Genomic DNA, 5,000 nt, shown 5'->3' on the forward strand with positions numbered 1-5,000 from the left:
ATCACTGATAAAGCCGAACCAACCGGAGAAAAAATGGAGCCAAATATTGAAAAGATTCTTGAAATGAAGCCTGATGTTATCCTTGCTTCAACAAAGTTTCCGGAAAAAACGCTGCAAAAAATCAGCACAGCAGGCACGACGATCCCAGTTTCTCATATCTCTTCAAACTGGAAGGAAACATGATGCTGCTTGCCCAGCTGACCGGAAAAGAAAAAAGCAAAGAAAATTATTGCAGACTATGAACAAGATCTAAAAGAAACAAAAACAAAAATCAACGATAAAGCGAAAGATTCAAAAGCGCTTGTCATTAGAATTAGACAAGGCAACATTTACATTTACCCTGAACAGGTGTATTTCAACTCCACACTATACGGTGATTTAGGCCTTAAGGCGCCTAACGAAGTAAAAGCTGCAAAAGCGCAAGAGCTGATTTCATTAGAAAAATTAAGTGAAATGAACCCGGACCATATTTTCGTCCAATTTTCTGATGATGAAAATGCAGATAAACCTGATGCCTTAAAAGATTTAGAGAAAAATCCAATCTGGAAAAGCCTTAAAGCAGTCAAAGAAGACCATGTGTATGTCAACTCAGTGGACCCTCTCGCACAAGGCGGCACAGCTTGGAGCAAAGTCCGTTTCCTGAAAGCGGCTGCTGAAAAATTGACACAAAACTAATTCAGAGTAGGTTTTTGTATGTATTCAAAACAGTGGACACGTATCATATTGATTACTTCTCCATTTGCTATAACGCTGTCACTTTTACTTTCAATCCTTTATGGGGCAAAGCATCTTAGCACAGATATTGTTTTTACATCTCTTATTCATTTCGATCCGGGAAACACAGACCATCAAATTATATGGCATTCCCGGATTCCAAGGGCTGCCGGCGCTCTGCTCATAGGGCAGCCCTTGCTGTTTCTGGAGCGCTTATGCAGGGCATTACGCGCAATTATTTAGCTTCGCCATCCATTTGGGTGTTTCAGATGGTTCAGCGTTTATCATTACGCTTTGCATGGTTCTGCTCCCGCAATCATCTTCGATTGAAATGATGATATACTCTTTTATCGGCTCAGCGTTAGGAGCTGTGTTAGTATTCGGCCTTGCCGCCATGATGCCAAACGGATTTACCCCCGTGCAGCTCGCCATCATCGGCACAGTCACAAGCATGCTGCTCAGCAGCTTATCAGCGGCCATGTCGATTTATTTTCAAATTTCTCAGGATCTCAGTTTCTGGTACAGTGCCAGACTTCATCAAATGAGTCCGGATTTCCTGAAGCTCGCCGCTCCGTTTTTCCTGATTGGCATTATAATGGCCATTTCTCTCAGCAAAAAGGTAACCGCTGTATCATTAGGGGACGACATTTCTAAAAGCCTGGGGCAAAAGAAAAAACCATTAAAATCATGGCGATGCTTTCCGTCATCATTTTAACCGGCAGTGCCGTAGCGCTGGCCGGAAAATTGCGTTTGTCGGATTGGTTGTTCCGCATATCACGAGATTTCTCGTCGGCTCTGATTACAGCAGGCTGATTCCGTGCTCCTGTATTTTGGGCGGAATCTTTTTAACCCTGTGTGATCTCGCAAGCAGATTTATCAACTATCCGTTTGAAACACCGATTGAGGTCGTAACATCCATTATCGGCGTACCTTTCTTCCTTTATTTAATTAAACGAAAAGGAGGGGAGCAAAATGGCTAAAAAATATGCATTGTTCATCGCTTTGATTCTTGTTGTCAGTTATTTCAGCTTAACGAGCGGATCATTTTCTGTTCGTCCTGCTGAGCTGCTCTCCACTCTTTTTCAAATCTACCCGAATCCGCAGTATGAAATTTTGCTGTTCGATTTAAGACTGCCGCGGGTTGTCATGGCTGCTATTATTGGACTCGGTCTTGGCATTGCAGGCGCTGTTATCCAGGCCATCACGAGAAACGGGCTTGCTGATCCTGGAATTCTCGGAATCAACGCAGGGGCAGGAGCCGGCATTGTAGCGTTTATGCTCTTATTCCAAGGCCAGAAGGAAGTGACATCCATAGCTGCAGCGATGGGAATGCCGCTCTTTGGATTGATAGGCGGGCTCATCGCGGCGATCCTGATTTACATATTTGCATGGCACAGAGGCAATTTAGATTCAGGAAGAATTATTCTGGTAGGGATTGCGATCAATTCAGGGTTCAGCGCCCTGTCTTTGTTTTTATCTTTAAAAATGGACCCGCAAGACTATCAAATGGCCATGGTGTGGAAAAACGGAAGCATCTGGTCTGCCAACTGGACGTATATCACAGCCGTTCTCCCATGGATGCTGCTGTTTATACCGATTCTTATCGGCAAATCCCGCCTGCTCGACACCATTCGTTTTGATGAAGACACAGTCAGAAGCCTCGGCATTTCATCAAATAAAGAAAAAACCATCCTGCTCGTAGCCTGTGTAGCAATCATCAGCGCCTGTGTCTCCGTAGCGGGAAGTATGGCGTTTGTCGGCTTAATTGCTCCCCATATCTCACGGAGACTGGCTGGCGTCGAACATCGCTATATCCTGCCACTGAGCGGTTTAATCGGGATGCTTCTTGTGATAAGCGCAGACTTTGCCGGAAAACTGTTTTTTCAGCCCGCAGAAGTGCCCGCAGGCATCATTTTGGCGATCCTCGGAGTTCCTTATTTCTTATATCTGCTTTTCAAGCAAAAAAAGGGGGAGAATGCTTGAAAGGATCTCTTTCAGAACACAAAGCCGGCAACAGGAGGTTCACGCTGTACCTCCCTCCTTCCTACAGCACAGACAGCGGGGGATTTCCTGCTGTTTACGTGCAGGATGGCAGTTCTTTGTTCCAAAACCAAATCGAATTATTAGAAAGCGCATATCAACAGCAAAGGCTCCCTGAACTCGTGCTGATCGGTATCGAACCCGAAAACCGGCTAAATGAATACACACCTTGGCCGGCTGCATCACTCAGTGATCGGTTCACGGACTTCGGCGGAATGGGATATCACTATCTGTCTGATATAACGAACCAGTTCATTCCGCTAATCGAAGAAAACTGGAACGTCATCAGGGAACCGCAGTCAAGAGGAATTATCGGTGCCTCATTAGGCGGCCTCATCTCAATGTTCGCCTTATTAAAATATCCGTCAATGTTCGGGAAAATAGGCTCTATATCAGGTTCATACTGGTACGAGAACGCAGCGGAAACCATTCATATATCTTCTTTAAAGCCCGGCACTACACGTGTTTTCATGTCTGTCGGGAGTGAAGAAGGCCGTGAAAAACAATCCATTCAGCGACATATGCTGAAAAAAACAAAGCAAGTTCATCAAAGTCTAAAAGAAAAAGGCTTCACTGAAGACCGGTTGTATCTTTCAATTGAAAAAGGAGCGGTGCACCACCGCAAGTATTTCTGCAAACAGTTCATCAACGCGCTCGAATGGCTATACGGAAAAAACCGCTCAACCCTATGAGCGTTTTTTTATGCTTTCTGCAACATTGGTTTTAATTCAAAACGATTCAGCATATAGCCAAACAAAGCAGCCAATATCTGCTGAAACAGCATGCCGATCACAACAGGAACGGCAACCTGAGACGGGAAGAACGTAACGGCAAGAACTGCGCCGGCACTAATATTCCTCATGCCTCCCGTAAATATAAGAGAGACTATTTCCTCTTGCCGCCTTTTCATCATTTTTCCGATCAGCCAAGCAGCGGCATAGCCTGTTAACGCGATAAAGAATACCGTTACAGCTATTCCTGCAAATCTCAAATCAATGGATTTGAAATAAGGAGCAATCGCTGAACTGTTAATCGCAATCACTGCCATCAAGCAAAGCTTTGAAAAAGGCGACAGCGCACTGCTCACAGACGCAGTTCTTTCTGGAGATGACATCTGATTAAACAGCATGCCCAGAAAAGAAGGAATCACGACCATTACAATCAGACCTTTCATCATTCCCCACACATCCATATGAACCTGAGCGCCGGCCAGCAATGAAAGACTCAGCGGTACGATTAGCGGTGACAGCACAGTATCAATTAAAATAATCGAAAGTGTCAAACCGACATTCCCTTTGTACATCGCTGCCCAAATCAAGCTTGTAATCCCGTAGGAATCACAACAGCCAATGTTAAACCGGTAATCGTCAAAGGATCACCTTTAAATATAAGATGGCCGCTGCCCCAAGCAAAAAGCGGCATGAAAATATGAAGAACGAATAGTGCAAGAATCATAGGAGAGGATGAGACAATGCATGTCTCAAAGATTGAAAGTTCGCGCTCAAACTGCCTGCAAACGTAATAAAAGCAAAGATCCAAGGTACAGCCCATTCATACCCATTTAAAAACTGAGACAGCAGCACGCCCAACACCACACTAGTCGGCGTTAACAGCGGCATCACTCTCCCCAATACACGGTTCAGCTTCTGAAGCATCATATGCAAGTCCCCTATTTAAAATTTCTCTTCTCTCTATTATATCAATGCTGCTTAAGTGTATGTTATATAAAAAAGCCCAGATCTCATTCATCTGGGCTTCTCTATTTTATGCCATCTGTTTCATTAGAGATTTACTCGCTTTATTCAAACCTTTTAACTCAGCTTCAATGCCTTGTTCCTTAAACTTCGCAACAATCTTATCAAGTGCGGCCGCACCAGAATCGTCCCATACGTGAGCTTCAGTTAAGTCAATCACAACCCGCTCAATATCCTCTTGATATATAAACGCATTCGTAAGATCAGTCACTGACGCAAAAAAGATTTGCCCCTTCACTTGATACGTTCTAAGCTTTTGATCCTCTGCATGAGAAACGATTTTCAGCTTCGAGATTTTTGCTACAAAGAACACGGCACTTAAAAGAACACCGACAAATACACCCTTAGATAAGTCATCTGTCACAACAACCGTAACCACAGTCACAACCGTGACAATCGAGTCCGTGAGCGGCGCTTTTTGAGACCTTTTAAAGAAGACCAATCAAAAGTGCCGACAGACACCATAACCATTACAGCCACTAACGCCGCCAT

2 protein-coding genes and 4 pseudogenes (1 of these 6 running past the window's edge) are annotated in these 5,000 nt (G+C 44.3%); 4 read left to right on the forward strand and 2 right to left on the reverse strand.

Annotated features, from left to right (window positions below; genetic code table 11):
- The first annotated feature begins 33 nt into the window (after positions 1-33).
- The 4 genes and pseudogenes from BGM23_RS21180 to BGM23_RS00020 all read left to right on the forward strand — a co-directional run bounded on the left by BGM23_RS21180 (position 34) and on the right by BGM23_RS00020 (position 3,446).
- Positions 34-675: pseudogene (locus BGM23_RS21180) on the forward strand (ABC transporter substrate-binding protein).
- Between the two features lie 18 nt (positions 676-693).
- A pseudogene (locus BGM23_RS00010) lies at positions 694-1,694 on the forward strand (FecCD family ABC transporter permease).
- Positions 1,687-2,697 carry an iron ABC transporter permease FeuC gene (feuC, locus tag BGM23_RS00015; RefSeq protein WP_029726921.1) on the forward strand — a complete coding sequence of 337 codons (1,011 nt, stop codon included), beginning with the start codon at positions 1,687-1,689 and terminating at the stop codon, positions 2,695-2,697. The pseudogene BGM23_RS00010 and the gene feuC overlap by 8 nt, the downstream one beginning before the upstream one ends.
- Complete coding sequence (locus BGM23_RS00020) at positions 2,694-3,446, forward strand: alpha/beta hydrolase (protein WP_029726920.1); 753 nt, start codon at positions 2,694-2,696, stop codon at positions 3,444-3,446. The genes feuC and BGM23_RS00020 overlap by 4 nt, the downstream gene beginning before the upstream one ends.
- A gap of 8 nt (positions 3,447-3,454) precedes the next feature.
- On the opposite strand, the pseudogene BGM23_RS00025 reads toward BGM23_RS00020, so the two are convergent.
- Positions 3,455-4,373, reverse strand: a pseudogene (locus tag BGM23_RS00025) (bile acid:sodium symporter family protein).
- Between the two features lie 145 nt (positions 4,374-4,518).
- Positions 4,519-5,000 (reverse strand): annotated as a pseudogene (locus BGM23_RS00030) (SulP family inorganic anion transporter); it runs 922 nt beyond the window's last position.

It is taken from the genome of Bacillus sp. FJAT-14266 (genome assembly GCF_001719225.1).
Taxonomy (GTDB): Bacteria; Bacillota; Bacilli; order Bacillales; family Bacillaceae; genus Bacillus; species Bacillus subtilis.

Coding starts and splice junctions, on each gene's coding strand:
- feuC (WP_029726921.1), top strand. CDS start 1,687: ATGGCTAAAAAATATGCATTGTTCATCGCTTTGATTCTTGTTGTCAGT.